Genomic DNA, 21,281 nt, shown 5'->3' on the forward strand with positions numbered 1-21,281 from the left:
AGCGGTGGCTACCCCCGTGCTGGAGTCTGCAGAGCTGGTATTTGTGGCGGCCGATGGTGCTGCGCGGTGCACGCTGTCGATTTATCTTCAAGGTAACTGGCGCCCACAAGCGGATGGCCTAGCGCCCTTGTTGGACGTGCCTGCTGCGCAAGCCTTGGCAGATGGCGAGGGGCAAGTGCAGTTGCTAGAAGGCGTGCGGTACGAATATGCTTTGGATAACGCTGCTTATCGCCTAGCGTTGGCACAGCATTACACCGACACGCAGGGCATCGTGATGCAAAGCAAGGCTAAAGGCCGCGCACATTGCGGTGTGCTCAACCCGGGGCTTGCAACAGGGCGCTTGCCATTGGTTTTGCTAGACCAAACTGGCGCAATTCAGTCCAGTGCTTTTGTAGAGGTGCGCTCGCGCAAGCTCTCCTACAAGGCGGATTACCAGCACATGATGCAAGACATCACGGCCTATTCGGTGGACTTGTTGCAAGAGCTGCGAGCGCCGTCTTTGTTTAAGGCAGAGCCCGACCCTGGCCATGATGCCGTGACGCTGGGGCAACGGTTTGCATTTGTGCGCGCGCTGCTGCAAAACCCTGCGTTTGAGAATGCCTTGCACCGCATCACCACGCACCCGCACCAGGTTTGGCAGCACGAGGCGCATGAGCGTTCTATCGCTCGCGGTTTCAAACCCACTGGTAAAGTGCTGCGGCAGCTAGCGCAGGGCAGTCGTCGGGTGGCGGTGCCAGTGTCACACCCGCTGCACGCAACGCTTGAGACTCTGCCCGAGTTTGTTACGGTCAATCGGGCGACCCCTACGCACGACACGCCTGAAAACCGTTTTGTGAAGTTTGCATTGCGCTCGTTTCACCAGTTTTTAGACACCCTGCGAGCACGGGTACCAGACCCCACAAAAGATGCCCGGTTGGTGCAAGAGATCACTGCCCTATGCACCCGTTTGGATGAGGCCCTCGCCAGTGGTGTGATGCGGCAAGTCAGTGAGCCCACGTTTTTACCCTTAGGCAGCCCCACATTGCAACGGCGCGAAGGCTACCGTGAGGTACTGCAAGCGTGGCTTCAATTTGCAATGGCTGCGAAGTTGGTGTGGCATGGTGGCGAGCAGGTGTTTGGTGCGGGGCAGCGTGATGTGGCAACCTTGTACGAGTACTGGGTGTTTTTTAAGCTGTTGGATGTGGTTGCCAAGGTCTTTACCCTTAGCAAACCCAGCCATGAAGCCTTGTTAGAACCTACGTCAGACGGTTTTGGTCTGAAACTGCGCGCTGGTAAGTTTGTTGCCTTGCAAGGGGTTTCAACCCAACCCGGGCGAGTTTTGAACGTGCAGTTCAGCTACAACCGCAGCTTTGTTGCAACCCAAAGGCCCCGCCAAGCGGGTTCATGGTCAGAAAACCTGCGGCCCGACTACACCTTGAGTCTCTGGCCTGTGGAGTTCACCGCAGACCAAGCGGAACTGCAAGAGCTGATGGTGCACGTGCATTTCGACGCCAAGTACCGCATTGATCAGGTGGCGGCCTTGTTGCGCGAAGGCGAGCATGACCAAGAGGCGTTGTCCCAGGCTGGTGAAGATGCGCTGAGTGAAATCAAGCGGGAAGAAAACAGGGGCAGCTACAAACGTGCCGACTTGCTGAAAATGCACGCTTACCGCGACGCCATCCGCCGTACGCAGGGGGCATACGTGGTTTATCCCGGTGTGCCGGGTGATGACAAGCGGCTGAATGCATTTCATGAAGTGCTCCCGGGCTTGGGGGCTTTTGCACTGCGGCCCGGTGCAGGCACCCAGGCCATTGAGACCTTTATGCGCGACGTGGTGAATCATGTTTCGGACCGCGCGAGTGCCCGTGAACAGCATAGTTTTCACACTTGGCAAACCTACGAATCAGCGCCTCCACCTACGGCTCAAGAGCAACGCGCTTCCTACTTGGTCTTGCCCGAAAAAGGGCCGACGGGCGATAGCCGTGCGAAGCCCCTGAGAGAGACCTTTGTGGTCGTCGGCTGGGTAAAGGGGGATGCCCATTTGCAATGGGTAGAGTCAACAGGCAAATACAACTTCCGCATGGGCAGTGCGGTGGGTGGGCTGCGCTTGTCGGTTCAGGTTGTGGGGGCCACGTATTTGTTGCTACACGGTGCAAATGGTGTAGCTGTGCCGGGGCTCTTCAGAATCGAGAAGCCAGAGATTGGCCCGGCCGTTCACTCTGCTGCCGAGCTGACGGCGATGGGTTACCCCAGTGCACCTACCCAGCTTTCTTACTTGGTGTACGACGTGGTGCGCGCGACCGAGTTTGACTCCACTGAGTGGAACATGGCTGCATTGGCCAACAAACCGAGCAATGCTGCCCAAGGGCATCCATTCGCACTATCGTTGCTCGATCTGATGCTTGTTAGCAGGAATACTGGCTCTTAAATTGATAGCTACTCACGCTTATTCCATGGGCGCAGCAGGCACTTTTACTTAAAAATTCCTTTGATGGCTTCGCCCGCCTTGCCTAAGGCATTGCCTACCGAGCCCATGAGCTTGTCAAAGCTGATGGCGCTGGTGAGCTTGCGTTCTATGGCATTGGTCACTTCTTGCCCCAACTCACCGGGGCTGATGCCGCCTTTGGCCTTGCCCAAATCGCGCAAGTGAATGTCGGGCAGGCTCATGGTGACCGTTTTTCCGTTCATGAAAGCGGCACTGGCCTGGGCTTTGGCGTTGCGTATGACGAGCTCTTGCACAATGATTTTTTTGCCTGGCGCTTCGTTGTTCGAGGGGCCGAGGTACTGGGCAATGTTCTTCTGAATGGCGTCGAAGTTGGTGTGGGCTTCGCCTTTTTCGTAGATGAGCTCGGGCGCAATCACGGCCACCTTTTTCACCACCACCACGTCTTTGGCCAGCGAGGCCACGTCTACTTCTAGCTCGATGGTGTCGGCCTTCACCGCAAAAGGGGTCTTAAACCCTGCTGGGTTGCCCACCACCAGCCCTTTGAGTGCGCCGCGGCCATCGGTGGTTTGCAGTTGCACGCCAGCGACCTTGACGCTAGCGCCGGTCATGGCGCTGCCGTACTTGCCAATGGCGGATTGCAACAAGCCTTCCACATTGCCATGCAGCCAGTAGGCCGCCCCAGCCACGACGAGAACCAGGATGACGACGAGGGAGAGCAGCATTTTTTTCATGGTGGAGGCGGCGGGTGGCCAGTTTTGAACGTGGCCATTCTCTACGAAAGCGTCGCGTGCGCTGTTGCTTTTTGTGGCCTAGGCCGCTTCCATGGTGATGGCCACCCCCCCTAGCACGGCGTTGCCTGACAGCGGGTCGCGCAGGGTCTCGTCCAACAAGGTGTTGAGGTTGGCACCGGGCCGTTCGGCGGCCACCCGCAGTTGCGCGCCGGGCAGGTTGTGGCCCCAGCCGTGGGGCAGGCTGACCACGCCGCGCATCATCTCGGCGCTCACGTGCACCTGCGCTTGCACGCTGCGGGTGCCGTTGCGCAGCGTAGCCTGGCCGCCGTCTTGCACACCGTAGCGGGCAGCGTCGTCGGGGTGGACCAAGGCGGTGCAGCGGAACGGGCCTTTGGCCAGCACGGGCAGGTTGTGCATCCAGCTGTTGTTGGTGCGCACATCGCGCCGTCCAATAATGACCAAATCAGGCGCTGGCCGCCGTAGATCAAGCGTAGCACGCTCTAAATCTTGTAGCAAAGCGGGCGGGGCCAATTCCACCTTGCCGCTGGGCGTGCGCAGCATCTCGGGCAGGCGGGGTTGCAGTTCGCCCAGGTCTATGCCGCCGCTGTCACTGGCAGCCATCACCTTGGCAAGGTTTAAGCCTTCAGGTTTTTGGCCAAAGCCGTCGCCATAGGGGCCGCTGCGCAAGGCCACATCCAGCAGGCGTTGGGGGCCGCGGTAGGTTTTGGTGGCTGCCACCACGGCGTCTGCATGGGGGCCAAACAGGCGCTGCGCATCGTCGGCAAACTGGGCGTCGTCCAAGGCGTTGGCGTCTAGCGGCAGGGCTTGGCCTTGCGCAATGGCGGCCAGCGTGAGCAGGGTTTGCCACTCTGCAGGCTGGTCGGTGGGCGCGGGCAGCACTGGGGCGCTGTAGCGCGCGTGGTTGCGCCAGGAGAGCTGCGGAAACGCCACGTCGTAATGCAAGTCTTCCAGCGGCGACACGCCGGGCAAGATCACATCGGCATGGCGCGTGGTCTCGTTGAGGTAAATGTCCATGCTCACCATGAAGTCCAGCTGCTCCAAGGCTTGCGACAAGCGCTCGCCATTGGGGCTGGAGAGCACCGGGTTGGTGGCCACCGTGATCAGGGCGCGCACCTGGCCTTCGCCCGGGGTCTGGATTTCTTCCGCCAAGCAGGTCATGGGCAACTCGCCATATACCTCTGGCGCGCCGCTCACGCGGGCCGTGTGCCGCCCGGTCGCCACACCTTTGCCCAGGCCCGGCTTGCCCGCCGTGTTGCTGGCAAACGCGGCGGACTTGGCAAACAGCACGCCGCCTACTTGGTCTAAGTGGCCGCTCAAGGTGTTGAGCACATCGACCAGCCAGCTAGCGAGCGTGCCGTATTCTTGGGTGCAAGTGCCTATGCGTGCATACACGGCGGCCCGCTCTGTGTGGGCCAGGTCGTAGGCGAGCTGGGTGATCACTTCGGCGTCCATGCCGCAACGCGCTGCCACGGCCTCAGGCGTAAAGGTGCGCACCGCGTCCGCCACGGCGTCTAGGCCTTGGACCCAGGGCGCAGCAGCGCCTAGGCGCACCCACTGTTTGGCAAAGAGGGTATGGACCATGGCGGCCAGCAAAAACACATCGGCCCCGGGGCGAATGAAGTGGTGGGCGTCGGCTATGGCGGCGGTTTCGGTGCGCCTGGGGTCTACCACCACGAGCTTGCCGCCACGGGCTTGCAGCGCTTTGGCCTTGCCTTTGAAGTCGGGCACCGTCCACATGCTGCCGTTGCTGGCCAGCGGGTTGGCACCAATCACCAGCAAGTGTTGTGTGTGGGTGATGTCGGGCAGCGCCACCGAGAGCCAGTGGCCAAACATGAGCCCGCTGGCCAGCTGCTTGGGCATTTGGTCTAAGGTGGACGCAGAAAACACATTTTTGGTGCCCAATGCGCGCGCGAGTTTGGGGAAGTAAGTGAGCAAGCCAATTTTGTGGGCCGCCGGGTTGCCAATGACCACGGCGCTGGCGTTGCGCCCGTGCGCGGCCAAGAGGGGGGGCAAGCGCTTGGCAATCTCTGCGTAGGCTTCTTCCCAGGTGGCGGCTTGGTGCACGCCGTTGCGCTTGATGAGCGGGGTGCGCAGGCGGTCGGGGTCTTCATGCAGGTCTTTCAATGCCACCCCCTTGGGGCAGATGTAGCCGGCGCTGAGCACGTCTTGGGCGTGCCCTTTGATGCTGGTGACCGTGCCATCGGTGACCTTGATCTCTAGCCCGCAGCAGGCTTCACACAGGGGGCAAATGCGGTGGTGGGTCGTGCTTGTCATGTCGTCCTCGGCGTCTGGGTGGTGTTTTGCGCAAGATTTACGCACGGCAAAGGCGCGTTGTCTAGAACACAGGTGACTCATGCGTTGGCTGAACTACAGCGCACGTGTTTGCATAACAATGAGAAGCCACTAGCTTGACCCTGCCATGACCACGCCCATATCCAACCTTCAGCAACTCATCGCCTCCATGCAACCGGTGCTTAACGAGGGCGCGTATGTATACGCCTGTGTGCCGCACGGCACGGATGTGTCGGGCTGGGAGGTGGCGGCAACCGTGCGTGAGCACGAGGGCTTGACGGTGGTGGTGCCCCAAGAGGTGGCGCAGCGCTTGGGGCTGGAGGTTTTGTTTTGCGCAGCGTGGATCACGCTGCATGTGCACTCGGACTTGCAGGCCGTGGGGCTGACGGCGGCTTTTGCGGCGGCATTGGGGCGCGCCAACATCAGTTGCAATGTGGTGGCCGGCGCGTTTCACGACCACATTTTTGTGCCTTGGGATGCCAGGGTTGCGGCTATGGCCGCATTGGTGGCGCTACAGCAAGCCGGATGTGGCATGGAGTCGGCTTTGTAGCTGGGGCTGTTGTGGTGGCCGTGCGGGATGACGGGGTCCTCCACGCTGACCACGGCTGCCTCGCCCCAATCTGTTGTGCCCATGTTCGGGGCACCAAGGCAAGTGCAGCCGTGCTACGGCTTGCGAATACCGCGCTTATTTCTTGGCGCGCAGCTTCTGCAAGGCGGCTTGTGTTTCATGCCACAGGTCCATGCCTACGTTGGCCGCAATGCCGGCGTTGATGCTGGTGAGCTTGTCACGCATGCGGTCGGTCTCGGCGGCGGGCAGCACATTGACCTGCATGCCTTTGGCTTTGAGGTCTTCGAGCGCCTGTGCTGCTTCAGCGCGGGTGTCCTTGCGCTCAAAGTCGCGGCTGGTTTTGGCTGCGGTGGTGAGCACCGCTTTTTCGTCTTTGCTCAAACCATCCCACCATTTCTTGCTGACCAGCACGATCCAGGGGCTGTAGACGTGGTTGGTGACCGTCAAGAACTTTTGAATCTCGTAAAACTTGCTAGACAAAATGGTGTTGTACGGGTTTTCTTGCCCGTCCACAGCCTTGGTTTCTAGCGCGCTGAACAGTTCGGAGAAGGGCAGGGGGACTGCATTGGCGCCTAAGCTTTTGAAGCTGTCGAGGTAGACCGTGTTTTGCATCACGCGTAGCTTGATGCCGTCCATGTCTTCGAGTTTGTTCACAGCGCGCTTGCTGTTGGTCAGGTTGCGAAAGCCGTTTTCCCAATACACCAAGCCGACCAAGCCTTTTTCTTCGAGCTTGGCGCGCACTTTGTCGCCAATGGGGCCGTCCAGCACGGCGTCCGCCTCAGCGGCGGTGTTGAACAAGAAGGGCGTATCCCACAGCGCCATTTCCTTGGTAATGCCGACCAACGTGGCGGTGGAGCCGACCATCATTTCTTGGGCACCACCAATGAGGGCCTGTTGCATCTGCACGTCCGAGCCGAGTGCAGCGGCACCAATAGCGCGCAGCTTCATCTTGCCGCCCGAGAGCTTTTCAATCTCTTCTGCCAACACTTTGGCAGCCCGGCCTTGGTTAGATTGTTCGTTGAGTCCATAGCCAAAGCGGATAAGGCGGGGCTTGATATCTTGGGCGCTGGCAAAGCCCGCGCTAAGTAGGCTGACGCCTACTGCGGCAGCGATTAAGGTGCGGCGAATCATGGTCATAAATGTCTCCTGGTTGTTGCTTGGGTTGAGGGAAAAATGGGAGGGGGTCTTCCTTAGCGCATCCACGCCACAGGAAGGGTGACGATCTGCGGAAAGATGACCAACAGCGTGAGGATCAGGCAGTAGGTAATGAGGTAGGGGTTCACACCTTTGATGACCTCATCGAGGCGCATGCGGCCCACGCCAGCTACCACGTTGAGCACCGTGCCCACGGGCGGTGTAATCAAGCCAATCGCGCCGTTGAGCACAAACATCAGGCCAAAGTACACCGGGTCAATGCCCGCCTTCACAGCGATGGGCAGCATCACAGGCGCAAAAATCAAGATCGTGGGTGTGAGGTCCAGTGCGGTGCCAATCAGCACCAAGGCCACCATCATGACCGCCATGAGTAGCTTGGGATGCTCTATCAAACTGCCTAGCCAGCCTGAGATGGTACCGGGCAGGTCAGCCAAGGTAATCATGTAGCTGGCCACTTGGGCACCGGCACACAAGAACATCACCACGGCCGTGGTTTTGGCCGCACGCACCAACACGCCATGCAAGTCAGTGAGTTGCATTTCGCGGTGCACAAAGAAGGCAATGACCAAGGCGTAAAAGGCGGCCACCACAGCGGCCTCAGTGGGCGTGAACACGCCGGTTTTCATACCGCCAATGATGATGATCGGCATCAGCAGCGCCCAAAACGCTTTGCCGGTTTCCCGCAGCTTGGTGCTCAGGGGCAGGGGAATGCCAGCAGGCAGATCCATCTTGCGCAGCTGCAGCTTCCACGCCACGATGAGGCCTGCACCCATCATCAAGCCGGGCACGATGCCTGACAAAAACAGGGCCGAGATGGATGTATTGGTGGTCACGCCATAAATCACAAACGGCATGCTGGGCGGAATGATGGGGGCGATGATGCCGCCCGAGGCAATCAGGCCTGCCGAGGTACCCATGGGGTAACCATGGGCCCGCATCATGGGCAGCAAAATGGTGGCAAGAGCCGCTGTGTCTGCCAGTGCCGAGCCGCTCATGCTGGCCATCAAAATGGCGGCACCAATGGTCACAAAGCCCAAGCCGCCGCGTATATGGCCCACCCATGCTTGGGCCATGACGATGATGCGCCGGCTGATGCCCCCTGAGTTCATCAGCTCGCCCGCCAAAATAAAGAAGGGCACCGCCAGCAGCGGAAAGCTGTCTACGCCCGCTACCAAATTTTGGGCCAGCAACTGGGTGTCCCAAAAATCCAGGACCCAAGCCATCGAGGCACCCGTGAGCACCAAGGCAAAAGCCATGGGCATGCCCACCCCCATGAAGAGCAACATGCCCACCACAAACACCACCGCAGTTAAACCTTGGTTCATTGCAAATTTCCTTTGATTCTGTTGAGGCCTGTGGTGCTTACTCGACCTCGGCACCGTGGCCGAAGTCGATGGCCTTGCCTTGGATGAATTGCACAAGGGCCATGGCGCCAATGGCAGCGCTGCTCAAGAGCGCAGGCAGCGGAAGCAGGGCTTGCGGGTAGCCCAGCACCACGCTGACACTGTCTAGGCCCACCACCACCTGCTGCCAAGCGCCCCAACCCACCAAGGCGCAGCTGAGCACGACCAGCGCATGGATCAGGCGTGTGGCCCCTTTGAGGGCAACTTCGCGCCCGGGCTTGAGCAGGGGCTGCAGCAAGCTGGTAAAGGCCATGTGTTCGCCCATGGGGTAGGCGCCTGTGGCACCTATGAACACCATCCAGACAAATAGCAGCCGTGAGAGTTCTTCGCTGGCGGCCACGCCGCTGCCAAAGCCGTAGCGCAGCACCACATTGGTAAACACGGCGATGGCCATGACCGCCAGGCAGGCGGCCATGAGGTGGTTGGTCCATCGTTGAAGGGAGGAGTTTTTCATAAGGGCGTTGAGCGTGGGGATGGAATAGTGCGCGGTAGTACACCGGCTTGCAACCATTGGGCTGCCTGAGCGCTGAGCGTAGCCAAAGGCAGAGTGGCGTCCAAGTGCAGTACCAGAGGCTCTTGCACGGGGGACTCTAAGGTAGCGAATTGGCTGTTTACCAAGCTGGGTGGGAACAGGTGAGCGCCGGCGCGTGCGGTTACACGTGCATGCGCGGTGGCAGGAGGAATGTCCAAAAACACAAAGCGCAAACCGGGAGCCGCGCTGCGCAGGCCATCGCGGTAGGATTTTTTGAGCGCAGAGCATGTCAACACCGCACCGGTGGGGTGGCGTTGTAGTTCCTGACCCAAGGCGTGCAGCCACTCGCTGCGGTCGACATCGGTCAGCGCAATGCCTTGGCGCATTTTTTCGGTGTTGCTGGGAGGGTGAAACTCATCGCCCTCGACCAAAGGCAAGCCCAAGAGCTGCGCCACGGCAGCGCCTGCACTGGATTTACCGCAACCGGCCACGCCCATCATCACGACTGAGTTCATAGTTTGGATAGCGCTATCTTTCGATATTCAAAAAAAGGAAAACCGATGTGGCCTTCCCGTGAAACCTATGGGTGGGTTGCGATGGCAGTGCCCACAACAAAGATTGGATAGCGCTATCTTATATCCCTTGGTTGGTTACGCCAATACGGGATTACCCGGGGATGGCTGCTGGAGGCCACGCAGTCATTGCCGATCTAAGTCAGTCAGCGTACTGCCAAAACCATATATTTGGATACTTGCTATAGTTAAATAAATGCATAATAGGTAAAATAAGAGTGCAAATTCACTTAAATAGAAATAGGCTTCCATGCGCACCACCAAAGCCCAGCAAGCGAGCAACCACCGATTGCTATTGAAAACCGCGGTCGACCTCATGACCCAGCACGGGTTTGAAGGCGTCACCATGAAGCAAATCGCCCGCGCGGCGGGGGTGGGCGATGCGACCATTTACAAGTACTTCCCCACCAAAGAAAGCCTCTTGACGGCCTACTTTGAGCAGGCCATTACGGACGCGCTGGTGCAGATGCGCAAGACGCCGGATCAAGCCGCGTTCACGTTGCAAGAGCGCATGCAGTTGTTGGTGGACAGTGTGTTGGAAACCTTGCTGGCCGACCGCGAGTTTGTGGCCTTGTCGCGCGGCATGGTGGAGCGCGCGCCCTTGCTGCTCTTAGGTGAGCAACTGCCGGGTAAGGCCGCGCTCAAAGAAGCGTTTTTGCAAATTTTGGATGCGGCCGAGGCTTCTGGCGAAATCGTGCCCTGTGGCTTCAAGCCCAGCTTGGCCGGGTTGCTGGCCGACTACGTGTACGCGGTGATTGCCTATTGGCTGCGCGACACGTCGGAGCAATTTGCCAACACCACGCAAATGGTGGACCTGAGCTTGGGTGTGCTGGTGCTGGCTTTGCGCAGCGGCTTGGTCGACAAGTTGCTGGAGCTAGGGGGCTTTATGCTGCGCAGCCAAATGGTGCGGCTCATGCATGACGGTGGTGGTCTGTTAGATGTGCTGAAGACCGTGCGCTCTGGTCTGAACGGGGCGCGGTCATGAAACCCATCAAAACCTCTTTGCCAGCGGGCACCTACATTCATGCTACCTTGCCTGGAGCTCACTTTGCCGACTGCTACCAAATGGATGATCTGTGGCCAGACAAAGATGCGTTCCAGACCTACTTGCACTTAACGGGCCGCACCCCAGGGTGGATGAACGCGCTTATGGCCATGCGCAACCAGGCGGTGCGTTTGGTGGGGCTCAAGCACTTGGGTGCCATGGCCGCCACGGATGCGACGCGGCCTGCCAGCAGCTACCAGTTGGGACAACGTGTGGGCATTTTTAGCCTGCAGCATCTGGAGCCGAATGAGGCCGTGATGTGCGACGACGACAAGCACCTGCGGGTGGAGCTCTCGCTGGTGAAGCACGTGGTGGATAGAGCGCCCAAGGTCTCGCTGAGCACGGTGGTGCACCTACACAATGGCTTGGGTCGCGCCTACATGGCGGTGGTGGGGCCTGTGCACAGCCTGATCGTGCCGCTGATGTTGAGGCAGGTGGCCCATGCCTAACACGGGCGGCAAAGGCGACGCCAAGGCACAAGCCACTGGGGTGAAGCCTGGCCAGAACGCCCCGCGTACAGGGCGCCTCGCCCGCACGGCCATTGCGGGTGCGGCTGCAGCGCGCATGGGCGTGGCGCAACTCGGGCACAAAGCCAAAGGGCTGCTGCGCGATGCAGCTGCCGAAAAGCAAGCCCAGGCCGAACATGACGCGCAACTGGGGCGCATCGTGTTTGCAGCGCTCAACCAGCTCAAGGGCACAGCGCTCAAAGCCTCGCAACTCTTGAGCATGGAGCTGGGTCTGTTGCCCCCCGCTTTGCGCCAAGAGCTGGCGCGGGCGCACTACCAGGTCACGCCGCTCAACCGTGCGCTGGTCATCAAGGTGCTGCGCCAAGAATTAGGCGCATCACCCGAGGCCTTGTTTGGGCACTTTGAGCCGCAAGCTTTTGCTGCGGCCAGCCTGGGGCAGGTGCATGCAGCCAGGCTCGCCGGTGGACAGCCGGTAGCCGTCAAGCTGCAGTACCCGGGCATGGCGCACACCGTGGCCAGCGACATGCAGCTGCTACGCGGCCTGCTGCTGCCGCTGGCAGCCAGCTCCAGCAAGTTACCCAATTCCGGCATCGTGACGCAGGTGTTGGATGACATTGAACGTAAATTGGCCGATGAGTTGGACTACACCCACGAGGCACAAGCGTTGCAATGGTTTGCCGAGCATTTGTGCCTAGACGGTGTGGTGATTCCACTGCCCGTGCCTGCACTTTGCACCCGCCGTGTGCTGACCATGCAACGGCTGCAAGGTTTTCACTTGCAAGAGTGGTTGCAAACCCAGCCCAGCCAGGCGCTGCGCGACCACTACGGGCAGTTGCTGTTTGACTGCTTTATGCGCAGCACATTTGCGCTGCACCACTTGCACGCCGACCCACACCCCGGCAACTACCTGTTCATGGAAGACGGCCGCTTGGGCTTGCTGGACTTTGGCTGCACCCGCGTGCTTGATGCCTCGTTCTGCACTGCGGTGCAAACCGTGTGGTCTGCACTGCTGCGCAGCCCCGTTGATATGGCGAGCGTTCAGCGCGCTTATGTCGCCATGGGATTGATTCGTGCGGATGTGTCTGCCCACACTTTTGCCAACCAGCTTATGCCCGCGCTGGCCAGCCTGCAAGACTGGCAGTGCTTGCCTTTCACCCAAGCGGTGTACGACTTTGCCCAGCATCCCGCCTATCCTGAGCAAAGCGCAGAAGACCAGCGAATAGCCTTGCAGTTTTTGCAAACCGTAGCCCCCGACATGCCGTATTTCGACCGCGCCTACCTAGGTCTGGTGCAGATGCTCAAAGCCATAGGTGCACGCGTGCGCACCAGCAACCTGTGGATCGGTGGTGACCAACTTCATGAGTAAAAACATGCGGTAGCGCACATGGGATAAGCGCAACTAGCTATGAAATGTGTAGTGTATTGCGCAGCTTGCTTGCGCTTCACCGGCTAAGCATCTGCAGTCAGTCCCCCTCATTTTTTACAACGGAGAACATCCATGGAAGCTTTTCTTCTTATTGCGGGCTGCGGCATCTTTCTGGCTCTTGGCGTCGGGCACGCGTGTCTGCTGCTTTGCACCACGCGCTTTGAGCCGGTGGACCCCGACTTGCTGCAAGACTTGAAGACCAAGGGCGCCCAGATCGCGCCCAGAGGCACGATGTGGCGTGGGCTACAGGGCTTTCACCTGAGCCACAGCCTGTGCTTTGCGTTCTTTGGCGGGCTATATATCGCACTGGCGCTGGAGAGTTTTGCGCTTTTGCATGCGTCCATGGTGTTGAACGTCTGCTTGCTAGCAGTGCCTGTGACCTTGACGGGATTGGCCCATCGCTACTGGTTCAACGTGCCACGCAACGCCTGCGCCCTAGGGCTCGTGTTGATCGCGGCAAGCATGGCTGTGCGTTAACTTTTTTCTACATCGAAGGAGTTTTTATGTCTGAATTACATAAGCCAGCGCGCGTTTGGATTGGCTATTGGTTGCTAGGTGTTGCCGCCGTGCACACGGTGGTGGGAGCGCTGATGTTTCATGCCGACCTGTTGGCCTTAGTGCGCGACGGTGTTTGGGACTCGGTAGGCGAAGACCCGCGTCGCGCAGGCGTGGTGTTTTTCCTCTTGGTAGGTTTTTGGTTCGTTCTGCAGGGTCTGGCCATCACCGCCTTGGAGCGCACCGGTGATTTGCCCGCTTTGCGCCAGCAAGGCTATGGCTTGCTGGTGCTGAGCCTGGTGTCAGTGGTGCTGATGCCAAGCTCCGGCTTTTGGCTGTTTGCACCGGCCATCTGGGCCTTGCTGCGGTCAAGGCGCGACTAGCTCGTGGCCGGTGCAGCTTTGACCCCTGACCGGTTCAATAGCCCTTGCGCAGGGTGATATCCAGGCGGTCTCTTGCGGCCTCCAGGTGCTCTTTCCAGTTACGCCGTTCGTCGGGTGGGTTGCCTTGCAGCACTTGGAACACGTGCAGCGCGTCCCCGTCAGACCAATACTCGTCACGCACGCCGATCTCAATGGCTTTGGGCAGGGCGGTGATGGTGGCACCTTGCAGGGTGGTAAAGATGGTGCGCTTGTTGCTATGCAAGGTAATGCGCCCCTTGGGGTCTAGGTCTACAAACCAAGTGATACCCCCTTTGTCGTCTGTACCCACCTCGCTGTACTGGCCTGTGAACCCAGCGGTCTTGCGCCATTTCGCAATCTGACCGGCGAGGTCTAGTGTGCCTGTGGCTTCTTCTAAGGCTGCGACTTGCGCGGCTTCTTGCTGGGCTTGCTCCTCTTGCGCGGCGGTGGCTGCGTCTTGGGCAGCGCGCTCTGCTTGCGCTTTGTCTTGCTCCGCAAATTTGGTGATCTTGTCTGCCCAAATGGAGAGTCGGCTGGCAAAGGCTTGGAAGCTTTTGGCCACGGGCTCGGGCAGTCGCTCTAGCCGCACCACAGTGGCATGTCCATGGGCAAGTGCTTGTGCTTCTGCGCTGAACGCATCTGTGGCATGGAACGTGACGTCAAAGGTATTGGCCGCTGCGGACGCATGGCTACCGTCTTGCGCAACCGGCGTGCGCGCCAGCTCCACTTTGAGTCCCGCGGCAGGCACGAAGAGGTCTAAAGCGCCTTCGTGCCTTTGTTCTGGCCCTCCGCGTAAAGGCGTGCGTAGCATGAGACCGTGTTGCGCGCTGATCTTCACGCGCTTGCTGGCTTGGTGCATTTCTACAGAGAACAGATAGGCCTCAAAGCGCAGACCTCCCGCAAACTCCACAGTGAGGGTCTGCAGCAACTTGGCCTTTTGCTGCATAGAGGCCCAAACGGCAAAACCCAGCGCGGCGATGCCCGCGACGGCGAATAGGAAGACTTCCGCATTCATAAACAATCCTTTCAAGCGCACAACGCAGCACGAAGCGCGCGATGGCCAGCGTAACCCTGTGGGCAGTTGGTGCGGGGCGTGCGTAGTATTGCACGCAAGTGTGGGCGCTGGTACCGCTGTGTTTACTGGCTTAAACGCGAGGCGTAGCGGCACACAGCTGGGTCAAACCATGTGTGCGAAAACTCCACCGGAGTGTTGGCTGCTGTCCACGAAGTTCGTTCGATGAATCCGGCGCAAGCGTTTGGCTGCAGGCCCAAAGGGGCTTGGGTCCATGCGGGGGTTGGCCCAGCGGAAAGCCTGTCCTCGACCCGCGCAATCCATGTTTGAAACCGCTGCTGGTAAAACAGATACATGGAGTCGCCTAACTCTTGCGCTTGCAAAGTAGCGCAGTGGGCACCACTGAACCATATTTCTTCTAAGGCAACGGGTGTTTCATCAAGAAAACGCAAGCGTCGCACACGCCAGACCTCGGGGCAAGTGCCTGTTCCAAGCACAGGGACATGCGCTGGGCGCGCGGTGCGTGCGACATCGAGGATACGTGCGGTTGGCAGACCAGGCCCATGTACCAACTCCAAGCGAAACAACTCGTACAGGCGTTTGGTGCCGGCCGCACGCTTCACGTAGGTCCCCGACCCCTGCACCCGTTGCAACACGTCTTGCTCGGCAAGCAGTGCCAACGCTTTGCGCAAGGTGCCCACAGCCACATTGAGCGTGGTGGCCAGTTCTGCCTCGGTGGGTAACCGTTCTCCCTCGTGCCAATAACCCGCCTTGATCTGGCGCGTCAATAGTTCTGCCACTTGCAGGTAGACGGGGAGGGGTTGGTTGGCGGATGCACTTTTCATGGCTGAAGTATGACAAATCTCCCTTCCTAGGATTTACCCGTAGCCATTGTTCGGTAAATTCATTTACTATTCATGCATTGCTATTTGAAAGGCGCAGCATGCCCATTGTTCCTGTTCGTGGTGCCGACATCCAAGGTGCTGAAGTGGCCTGGTTTGCCCCCTTGTGTTCTGACGACTTTCGCCACCTAGGGGTCCCCGAGGGAGACTTGCGCAGCAGTTGGGCCAACGCGAGCCACATCGCCTCGCGCGCCGAGGAGCTTGGGTTTCGCAACATTTTGTGCCCGTCGTCGTACCAAGTGGGGCAAGACACATTGAGCTTTGTCGCGGGCATGGCACCCAAAACCTCGCGCATGAATTTGTTGGCAGCCATCCGGTGTGGAGAAATGCACCCAGCCATGCTGGCCCGTACCGTGGCTACGCTTGACCATATGCTGGAAGGCCGACTCACGCTCAACGTAATTTCCTCTGACTTCCCTGGCCAGCAAGAAGACAGCGCTTACCGCTACCGTCGCTCATGGGAGGTGGTCGAAATTTTGAAGCAAGCCTGGACGCAAGACGAAATCAACTATGAAGGCCAAATCTACAAGCTCAAAGGCTTGTCTACCGACCCCGTGCGTCCGTATCAGACCAATGGCGGCCCACTGCTGTACTTTGGCGGCTACAGCCCTGATGCATTGGCGCTTTGCGGGGCACATTGCGACACCTACCTGATGTGGCCCGAGCCCAAAGAAATACTCGCTCAGCGCATGCGCGATGTGCATGCACAGGCCGCACAACATGGGCGACTGCTGGACTACGGATTGCGCGTGCATGTCATCGTGCGAGATACCGAGGCGCAAGCCCGCGAATACGCGCAGGAGTTGGTGTCTCAACTGGATGACGAGAAGGGCCGCGAAATACGGAAACGGGCGTTGGATGCCGGTAGCTTGGGTGTTGCTTTGCAGAGTGCCAATCGCGACAGGGCCGATGATGAAGGCTACATCGAGCCCCACCTGTGGACCGGTATAGGCCGCGCGCGCAGCGGTTGTGGTGCGGCACTGGTGGGCAGTGTGGACCAGGTGCTCTCTGAAATCCATGACTACATGAAAATGGGCATTCGCGCGTTCATTTTTTCGGGCTACCCGCACCTGCAAGAATGTGAAATTTTTGGCAGTAAAGTGCTGCCCCAGCTCCAAACCGTGTCTTTGGCGCAGGCCTATGGCCGTGTACCTGCGGCTACACCTGCGACCCCGCTAGGTACGGGCGTGCGTCGCTGAACTACTTTTTAGGCCCTTCATGAACCGTTCCACCCTGCCCAATGGGCACACCCTCAGCCGCATGGCGTATGGCGTATGGCGCCTCTCAGAGGCCGACGATTGCTCGGTCAACGCCAACCTAGCGCGCATTGACAGCTGTTTGGCCCAAGGCATCACCACGGTTGACCATGCGGACATCTATGGCGACTACCGATGTGAAGCGTTATTTGGTGAGGCCGTCAAGGCACGCCCTGCATTGCGTGACCAGATTGAGGTAGTGACCAAGACCGACATCATGTTGCTGTCTAAAGCTTGGCCCGACACGCGTGTCAAACATTACGACACCAGCCCTGCGCACATCAACGCCAGTGTGGAGCGCTCGCTGCAGCGCATTGGCGTTGACGTCATTGACCTGCTGCTGGTGCACCGCCCTGACCCCTTGATGGACGCAGACGCCACGGGCGCATGCCTGGACCGTTTGGTAGACAGTGGCAAAGTGCGTGGGGTGGGGGTGTCCAACTTTATGCCCTGGGATGTGGATTTATTGCAGTCGCGCATGAAACACCGCCTGCAGACCAACCAAATTGAGCTGGGTTTGCTTAGCGCTAGCGCGTTTGTCGACGGGCAGCTTGCCTATGCCCAAACCCAGAGGCTGTCTGTGATGGCGTGGTCACCTTTGGGCGGCGGCCGTTTGCACCGAGAAGCCAGCCAACATGGCACCGCAGCGGCACGCTTGGCGCCCCGCTTAAAGGCATTGGCTATGGCGAGCGGGGTTGACGAATCCGCGGTTGCGATTGCCTGGCTGATGCAGCACCCCGCAGGTGTCATGCCTGTGATGGGCAGCAACCGGCTTGACCGCATCGCACAGTTCTCAGACGCAACGCGTGTCCCCATGGACCGCCAGACCTGGTTCGAGCTGTACGAGCTGGCTAACGGACACGAAGTCCCTTGATGGAGCACCCTATGCGCTTGCACCCCGACGCAATGTCAGCCAGTACGCCCGCCCCACAGCCAAGCACCACGGACCACGCCGACTACCGCCATGCCTTGGCCAGCTTTGGGACCGGGGTGACGGTGGTTACCAGCCGCTGGAAAGACCAGGACTGGGGGATGACGTGCAACTCGTTTTCCTCGGTGTCCTTGCAGCCGCGTTTGGTGCTGTGGAGCATTCGGCGCGAGGCCAGCAGTTATGAGGCGTTTACGCGTTCGGGCGGCTTTACGGTCAGTGTGTTGTCCCACGCGCAACAGGCATTGGCACGCCAGTTCGCCACGGGTAGCCTGGAGCAGCGCTTTGCAGGGGTACCTGTAGAGCGCTTGGCCAGCGATCGCGTGTGTTTGCCCGGTGCCGCAGCGTGGTTTGATTGCGAGCTACACCAGCTGGTGGATGCAGGTGACCACACGATTGTGATTGGGCGCGTGCTCGATTACGCCTCGCATGAAACCCCAGCCCTGAGCTTTTGGCGCAGCCGTTTCGACCGATTCGGCAGCTAGCCAGAATGGCACACCACGCACGTGGGTTGAGTTAGTAGCGCAACACTTCAGTGATCGGGTCGTCATGGCGGGGCACTTGCCCTGTCGCTGGCGTGGAGACGGCGATCTCAGCGCCTTCCATCACAAAAAGCGGTAGCCGTTCTAGCGGAGCGTCCACGGTGTGCCAGGTCCCTGCGCCGCATGGGGTTCGGCTATAGAAGTCCAACCAGACTTTGCCCGCCGCGAGAGCCGGTAGGTACAGGCGCCGCGTACGTTCGCCTGCATTGATGACGGGTGCTACCAGCAAGTGCTCGCCCAACATGAACTCATCGTTGTCGTGCAAGCACTCGATGTCCTCGGGGAAGTTGAAAAACGTGGGGCGAATAATGGGCGTATGGTGCTCGCAGGAGCGCTCGAAGCATTGCCACAGATAGGGCATGAGCCGGTAGCGCAAGCGGATGGCTTCGAGCACCTGCTCGGTGACTTCGGGATGCATCCAAGGCAGGTTGCTGACATTGCCCGCTTTCCACGAATTCATGACCATGCGCGGGTTGAGTGCGCAGGCTTGCACCCAGCGCAGGAACAGCTCGGGCTCCGGCACTGCCCCGTAAAAGCCCCCTACATCGTGACCCACGTTGAACATGCCCGACAAGCCCATTTGCAAGCCCGTGCGGATGTTCCATTTGAGCGATGCCCAGCTGGTCGTGTTGTCTCCCGACCAGGTTTGCGCATACCGTTGAATGCCCGGTGGGCCGGCGCGGGTGACCGAGTAAACCGCATCGTGCGTGCCCTGCTGTTGGCCCCAAGCGCGTTGGGTTTCAAAACTGGCGCGTGTCATGAGCAGGGCATGCAGCGGTCGGCTACGGTGCATGGGAAGGGCTTGCCCTCCACCATGGGTAACGGCGTCTTCCGACTGAATGGCGTACTCGTTGTTGTCATTCCAGCCGACGTCAATGCCTAGGTCCAGAATGTGTTCGCGCAGCTGTTGCTGCCACCAAGCGACGGCCTCTGGTTTGGTGAAGTCCAGGTGCGAACCTTGGCCGTCCCAGTAGGGCTCCACCACCGGCTGACCGGTTGACGCGTCTTCGATGAAGGCACCTTGGGCGGCCAGGGTGGCGTACGCGGGGTGGTCGTCGAGTAGACACGGCTTGAGGTTGGCCACCAAGTGCATGCCAGCCGCCTTAAAGCGGGCGTTGATGCCTTGCGGATCGGGGAACTTGCTGCGGTTCCAGGTGAAAACGTAGCGCTGTTTGCCCCGGCTGGAGTAGCCCGAACCGTAGTGAAACGAAGAAATAGGAACGCGGTGCGACTGGCAGTCTTGGACGAAATTCTCCAGAAGTTCCTGCGCATTCGACGCATCGGCAAGGCCCATCGCAGTTTGCCCGTAGCCCACGCTCCAGCGAGGGGGCAAGTGCGTGCCGCCAATGAGCGATACGAATTGGGCGACTACTTCAGCGGGATTGCGGCCCACCATCAGGTAGTAGTCAAGGTCACCATCGTCAATTTCCACGGTGCGGAACAGGCCATGGTAATTGTCATGTTCGCAGCCCAGATCAAAGGTACTTGCGCACAAAGTGTCGTAGTAGCTACCTGTCCATAGGCCGTCTGTGGTGCGGGTAATGACGAAAGGCCAGTGCTTGTAAAGAGGGTCGCCTGTGGCGGGGTCGTAGCCAATGGAGTCTTGCCCTAAGCAACGCAAGCGCCGCCCATGGAGGTTGAGTGGGCCGGTCTTGTCTCCCAGCCCAAAATAGTGTTCCTTGGGGTCACGCTCTACGCAGTGCCTTACCAAACCGGTGCGGCGTTCAGACAGGTAGGCGCTGGTACTGCGGTCACTTTGGTAGGTCAGTTGGCTTGTCGGGTCACTCCAGATCAAACGCAGCGCACCCGCGTGGTCGCCAAGCAACTGCACAGCCAAGGCGCTTGTGGCGAGCTTGCCCTGCGCAAGGTCGACCGTCAACGTCGGACGTTGGAAACCATCCAAACTTTCGCGTGCGCGCCCTTCCCAAGGCATGTGTGCCGCAGGCAAGGGCGCCACGGACCAGGTGCGTGGTTCACGAAAACCCTGTCCCGCCGCCCAAGTCACCCGCGCCATCGTTTGGGACAAAAAGACCACCCGCATCTGCCCGCCATCGTCTAGCGTGGCCGTGGCGTCGGCCTGTGTGGCACCGGGGTTTAGGGCCCAGTTAGAAGCTTTGAGAGGTGTCATTGCATTGAGGTCTTGGCGATGCGTTGTTCCGCACCATCAAAAGCGTGCCAGCGTTGTGGCTGCGGGGTCATGTAGGTCACCGTGCCGGCCTTGGGTTCGCTGGCACCATCCATCAAAATTTCTACGCGCGTGCCGTCGCTCAGCGTGCCAAGCACCAAGCGCTGAGCGCCCAGGTATTCGCTGCCGACCACAGAGATGGCGAGGCCTTGCTCGGGCGTGCTGGGCAACCAGTGTTCGGGGCGAACCCCAATGAGCGTGGAAGAGGGGGGGAGCGCAGCTTTGATTGCCAAGTCTTGCTGTGCGGTGGCCGCGGGGATAAAGTTCATGCGTGGGCTACCAATGAAACCGGCCACAAACACATTGTCTGGGGTGTCATACAGCGCTTGGGGTGTGCCCACTTGTTCAATGCGACCGGCGCGCAGCACCACAATTTTGTCTGCCATGGTCATGGCCTCGACTTGGTCGTGGGTCACGTAAATCATGGTGGCAGACAGGCGCTGGTGCAGCTCACGCAGCTCCCCCCGCATGGAGACGCGCAGTTCTGCGTCGAGGTTGGACAGGGGTTCATCGAACAGAAAAATTTTGGGGTTGCGCACGATCGCACGGCCAATAGCCACACGCTGGCGCTGACCGCCTGAGAGCTGCGTGGGTTTGCGCTGCAGCAATGGGGCGAGCTGCAACAGGGTGGCCGCTTCTTGCACTTTGCGCTCAATCTCAGGGCGTGGCACACGGGCGTTTTCCAAACCGAAGGCCATGTTGTCGTATACGGTCATATGGGGGTAGAGCGCATACGACTGGAAGACCATGGCGCAGCCCCGGTCGGCCGCGCCAATGTCGTTGACGCGCTGACCTTCGATCAGCAGATCCCCGGCGCTGGGCTCATCCAGACCCGCGATCATGCGCAACAGCGTGGACTTGCCGCAGCCTGATGGCCCGACAAACACCACAAACTCACCTTGTTTGACCTCAAGGTTTACCCCATGGATGACCTTGGTGTGGTCAAAAGATTTTTCGACGGAGCGCAGTTCAAGTGTGGACAC

General features: G+C 59.6%; 20 protein-coding genes. 10 read left to right on the plus strand and 10 right to left on the minus strand.

The window, feature by feature from the left end; all coding sequences use genetic code 11:
* Positions 1-4 precede the first annotated feature (4 nt).
* A complete protein-coding gene (locus EXZ61_RS06930) occupies positions 5-2,407 on the plus strand; it encodes a DUF2357 domain-containing protein (protein ID WP_142810340.1) in 2,403 nt (800 codons plus the stop codon).
* Positions 2,408-2,451: 44 nt separating this feature from the next.
* Here the strand turns inward: EXZ61_RS06930 and EXZ61_RS06935 are convergent, their stop codons facing one another.
* Positions 2,452-3,156, minus strand: coding sequence for a hypothetical protein (locus EXZ61_RS06935; protein WP_142810342.1), 705 nt, complete (start codon positions 3,154-3,156; stop codon positions 2,452-2,454).
* A gap of 78 nt (positions 3,157-3,234) precedes the next feature.
* Positions 3,235-5,451 (minus strand): molybdopterin-dependent oxidoreductase, encoded by a 2,217-nt coding sequence (locus EXZ61_RS06940; RefSeq protein WP_142810344.1) that lies wholly within the window; start codon positions 5,449-5,451, stop codon positions 3,235-3,237.
* Between the two features lie 145 nt (positions 5,452-5,596).
* Here EXZ61_RS06940 and EXZ61_RS06945 point away from each other — a divergent pair, with 145 nt between their 5' ends.
* Positions 5,597-6,019, plus strand: a complete 423-nt coding sequence (locus EXZ61_RS06945) for an ACT domain-containing protein (protein ID WP_142810346.1) — start codon at positions 5,597-5,599, stop codon at positions 6,017-6,019.
* Positions 6,020-6,154: 135 nt separating this feature from the next.
* Here the strand turns inward: EXZ61_RS06945 and EXZ61_RS06950 are convergent, their stop codons facing one another.
* From EXZ61_RS06950 to EXZ61_RS06965, 4 genes are read right to left on the minus strand one after another with little or no spacing between them, the layout of a single operon-like run.
* Entirely contained in the window at positions 6,155-7,174 is a 1,020-nt protein-coding gene (locus EXZ61_RS06950; RefSeq protein ID WP_142810348.1) for a TRAP transporter substrate-binding protein, read from the minus strand.
* A 53-nt stretch (positions 7,175-7,227) separates the two neighbouring features.
* Positions 7,228-8,517: a TRAP transporter large permease gene (locus tag EXZ61_RS06955; protein ID WP_142810350.1), complete on the minus strand. Its 1,290-nt coding sequence runs from the start codon at positions 8,515-8,517 to the stop codon at positions 7,228-7,230.
* A gap of 37 nt (positions 8,518-8,554) precedes the next feature.
* Entirely contained in the window at positions 8,555-9,049 is a 495-nt protein-coding gene (locus tag EXZ61_RS06960; RefSeq protein ID WP_142810352.1) for a TRAP transporter small permease subunit, read from the minus strand.
* Positions 9,046-9,582 (minus strand): gluconokinase, encoded by a 537-nt coding sequence (locus EXZ61_RS06965; protein ID WP_237219115.1) that lies wholly within the window; start codon positions 9,580-9,582, stop codon positions 9,046-9,048. Before EXZ61_RS06965 ends, EXZ61_RS06960 begins: the two co-directional genes overlap by 4 nt.
* A gap of 307 nt (positions 9,583-9,889) precedes the next feature.
* Between EXZ61_RS06965 and EXZ61_RS06970 the strand changes: the two genes are divergently transcribed.
* The 5 genes from EXZ61_RS06970 to EXZ61_RS06990 all read left to right on the plus strand — a co-directional run bounded on the left by EXZ61_RS06970 (position 9,890) and on the right by EXZ61_RS06990 (position 13,455).
* Positions 9,890-10,624, plus strand: coding sequence for a TetR/AcrR family transcriptional regulator (locus EXZ61_RS06970; protein ID WP_142810354.1), 735 nt, complete (start codon positions 9,890-9,892; stop codon positions 10,622-10,624).
* On the plus strand, positions 10,621-11,133 hold the full coding sequence (locus tag EXZ61_RS06975; protein WP_142810356.1) for a DUF2867 domain-containing protein: 513 nt from the start codon (positions 10,621-10,623) through the stop codon (positions 11,131-11,133). Before EXZ61_RS06970 ends, EXZ61_RS06975 begins: the two co-directional genes overlap by 4 nt.
* Positions 11,126-12,517, plus strand: coding sequence for an ABC1 kinase family protein (locus EXZ61_RS06980; protein ID WP_142810358.1), 1,392 nt, complete (start codon positions 11,126-11,128; stop codon positions 12,515-12,517). The genes EXZ61_RS06975 and EXZ61_RS06980 overlap by 8 nt, the downstream gene beginning before the upstream one ends.
* A 132-nt stretch (positions 12,518-12,649) precedes the next feature.
* Complete coding sequence (locus EXZ61_RS06985; protein ID WP_142810360.1) at positions 12,650-13,054, plus strand: LIC_13387 family protein; 405 nt, start codon at positions 12,650-12,652, stop codon at positions 13,052-13,054.
* A gap of 26 nt (positions 13,055-13,080) precedes the next feature.
* Complete coding sequence (locus EXZ61_RS06990; protein ID WP_142810362.1) at positions 13,081-13,455, plus strand: DUF6463 family protein; 375 nt, start codon at positions 13,081-13,083, stop codon at positions 13,453-13,455.
* A 34-nt stretch (positions 13,456-13,489) separates the two neighbouring features.
* Here the strand turns inward: EXZ61_RS06990 and EXZ61_RS06995 are convergent, their stop codons facing one another.
* Both EXZ61_RS06995 and EXZ61_RS07000 read right to left on the minus strand, forming a co-directional pair.
* A complete protein-coding gene (locus tag EXZ61_RS06995) occupies positions 13,490-14,488 on the minus strand; it encodes a hypothetical protein (protein ID WP_142810364.1) in 999 nt (332 codons plus the stop codon).
* 122 nt (positions 14,489-14,610) lie between these two features.
* Positions 14,611-15,330, minus strand: a complete 720-nt coding sequence (locus EXZ61_RS07000; protein ID WP_142810366.1) for a GntR family transcriptional regulator — start codon at positions 15,328-15,330, stop codon at positions 14,611-14,613.
* 98 nt (positions 15,331-15,428) lie between these two features.
* On the opposite strand from EXZ61_RS07000, the gene EXZ61_RS07005 reads away from it, so the two are divergent.
* The 3 genes from EXZ61_RS07005 to EXZ61_RS07015 are packed head-to-tail and all read left to right on the plus strand — an operon-like array spanning position 15,429 to position 18,056.
* A complete protein-coding gene (locus EXZ61_RS07005; RefSeq protein WP_142810367.1) occupies positions 15,429-16,586 on the plus strand; it encodes an LLM class flavin-dependent oxidoreductase in 1,158 nt (385 codons plus the stop codon).
* 19 nt (positions 16,587-16,605) lie between these two features.
* Positions 16,606-17,517: an aldo/keto reductase gene (locus EXZ61_RS07010; protein ID WP_142810369.1), complete on the plus strand. Its 912-nt coding sequence runs from the start codon at positions 16,606-16,608 to the stop codon at positions 17,515-17,517.
* A gap of 11 nt (positions 17,518-17,528) precedes the next feature.
* Complete coding sequence (locus EXZ61_RS07015) at positions 17,529-18,056, plus strand: flavin reductase family protein (RefSeq protein ID WP_237219116.1); 528 nt, start codon at positions 17,529-17,531, stop codon at positions 18,054-18,056.
* Between the two features lie 31 nt (positions 18,057-18,087).
* Here EXZ61_RS07015 and EXZ61_RS07020 read toward each other — a convergent pair whose 3' ends face one another.
* Together EXZ61_RS07020 and EXZ61_RS07025 are read right to left on the minus strand one after the other, a co-directional pair.
* The gene (locus EXZ61_RS07020) at positions 18,088-20,241 is read right to left on the minus strand and encodes a glycoside hydrolase family 31 protein (RefSeq protein ID WP_142810371.1); all 2,154 of its coding nucleotides are present in this window, start codon (positions 20,239-20,241) and stop codon (positions 18,088-18,090) included.
* Complete coding sequence (locus EXZ61_RS07025; protein ID WP_142810373.1) at positions 20,238-21,281, minus strand: ABC transporter ATP-binding protein; 1,044 nt, start codon at positions 21,279-21,281, stop codon at positions 20,238-20,240. Before EXZ61_RS07025 ends, EXZ61_RS07020 begins: the two co-directional genes overlap by 4 nt.

Origin of the sequence: Rhodoferax aquaticus (assembly GCF_006974105.1) — a bacterium.
GTDB classification, from domain to species: Bacteria; Pseudomonadota; Gammaproteobacteria; order Burkholderiales; family Burkholderiaceae_C; genus Allorhodoferax; species Allorhodoferax aquaticus_A.

Bases quoted from the DNA above. Each gene is read 5' to 3' on its own strand.
- EXZ61_RS07010 (WP_142810369.1), top strand. From the start codon at position 16,606: ATGAACCGTTCCACCCTGCCCAATGGGCACACCCTCAGCCGCATGGCG.
- EXZ61_RS06960 (WP_142810352.1), bottom strand. From the start codon at position 9,049: ATGAAAAACTCCTCCCTTCAACGATGGACCAACCACCTCATGGCCGCC.
- EXZ61_RS06975 (WP_142810356.1), top strand. From the start codon at position 10,621: ATGAAACCCATCAAAACCTCTTTGCCAGCGGGCACCTACATTCATGCT.
- EXZ61_RS06945 (WP_142810346.1), top strand. From the start codon at position 5,597: ATGACCACGCCCATATCCAACCTTCAGCAACTCATCGCCTCCATGCAA.
- EXZ61_RS06995 (WP_142810364.1), bottom strand. From the start codon at position 14,488: ATGAATGCGGAAGTCTTCCTATTCGCCGTCGCGGGCATCGCCGCGCTG.
- EXZ61_RS06985 (WP_142810360.1), top strand. From the start codon at position 12,650: ATGGAAGCTTTTCTTCTTATTGCGGGCTGCGGCATCTTTCTGGCTCTT.
- EXZ61_RS06980 (WP_142810358.1), top strand. From the start codon at position 11,126: ATGCCTAACACGGGCGGCAAAGGCGACGCCAAGGCACAAGCCACTGGG.
- EXZ61_RS06950 (WP_142810348.1), bottom strand. From the start codon at position 7,174: ATGACCATGATTCGCCGCACCTTAATCGCTGCCGCAGTAGGCGTCAGC.
- EXZ61_RS07015 (WP_237219116.1), top strand. From the start codon at position 17,529: ATGCGCTTGCACCCCGACGCAATGTCAGCCAGTACGCCCGCCCCACAG.
- EXZ61_RS06990 (WP_142810362.1), top strand. From the start codon at position 13,081: ATGTCTGAATTACATAAGCCAGCGCGCGTTTGGATTGGCTATTGGTTG.
- EXZ61_RS06965 (WP_237219115.1), bottom strand. From the start codon at position 9,582: ATGAACTCAGTCGTGATGATGGGCGTGGCCGGTTGCGGTAAATCCAGT.
- EXZ61_RS06940 (WP_142810344.1), bottom strand. From the start codon at position 5,451: ATGACAAGCACGACCCACCACCGCATTTGCCCCCTGTGTGAAGCCTGC.
- EXZ61_RS07000 (WP_142810366.1), bottom strand. From the start codon at position 15,330: ATGAAAAGTGCATCCGCCAACCAACCCCTCCCCGTCTACCTGCAAGTG.
- EXZ61_RS07020 (WP_142810371.1), bottom strand. From the start codon at position 20,241: ATGACACCTCTCAAAGCTTCTAACTGGGCCCTAAACCCCGGTGCCACA.
- EXZ61_RS07005 (WP_142810367.1), top strand. From the start codon at position 15,429: ATGCCCATTGTTCCTGTTCGTGGTGCCGACATCCAAGGTGCTGAAGTG.
- EXZ61_RS06955 (WP_142810350.1), bottom strand. From the start codon at position 8,517: ATGAACCAAGGTTTAACTGCGGTGGTGTTTGTGGTGGGCATGTTGCTC.
- EXZ61_RS06935 (WP_142810342.1), bottom strand. From the start codon at position 3,156: ATGAAAAAAATGCTGCTCTCCCTCGTCGTCATCCTGGTTCTCGTCGTG.
- EXZ61_RS06970 (WP_142810354.1), top strand. From the start codon at position 9,890: ATGCGCACCACCAAAGCCCAGCAAGCGAGCAACCACCGATTGCTATTG.